This window comes from Neobacillus cucumis, assembly GCF_023715505.1.
The window spans coordinates 1-257 of the sequence record NZ_JAMBOH010000158.1 but is presented as its reverse complement, the minus strand read 5'-3'; the positions used below and the strand labels follow the sequence as shown (position 1 = coordinate 257).

The 257-nt window shown below is 38.9% G+C and carries 1 rRNA gene; it reads right to left on the bottom strand.

Annotated features, from left to right (window positions below):
* Positions 1–107, bottom strand: a 23S ribosomal RNA gene (locus M3226_RS31935); the annotation flags it as partial.
* Between the last annotated feature and the right edge of the window lie 150 nt (positions 108–257).

Sequence of the window (257 nt, the reverse complement as noted above, 5' to 3'; positions counted from 1 at the left end):
CCGGATCAAAGCTTACTTACAGCTCCCCGAAGCATATCGGTGTTAGTCCCGTCCTTCATCGGCTCCTAGTGCCAAGGCATTCACCGTGCGCCCTTTCTAACTTAACCTAAAAGGTTTTACTCTAAATCATTAGAGAATATTCTAAAATGGCGATTTTACTCGGTTTTTACTTGGTTTCTTCTATACGATTATCTAGTTTTCAAAGAACGATTAAAAAAAGCTTTGAGAGAATTGCTCCCTCAAAACTAAACAAACAA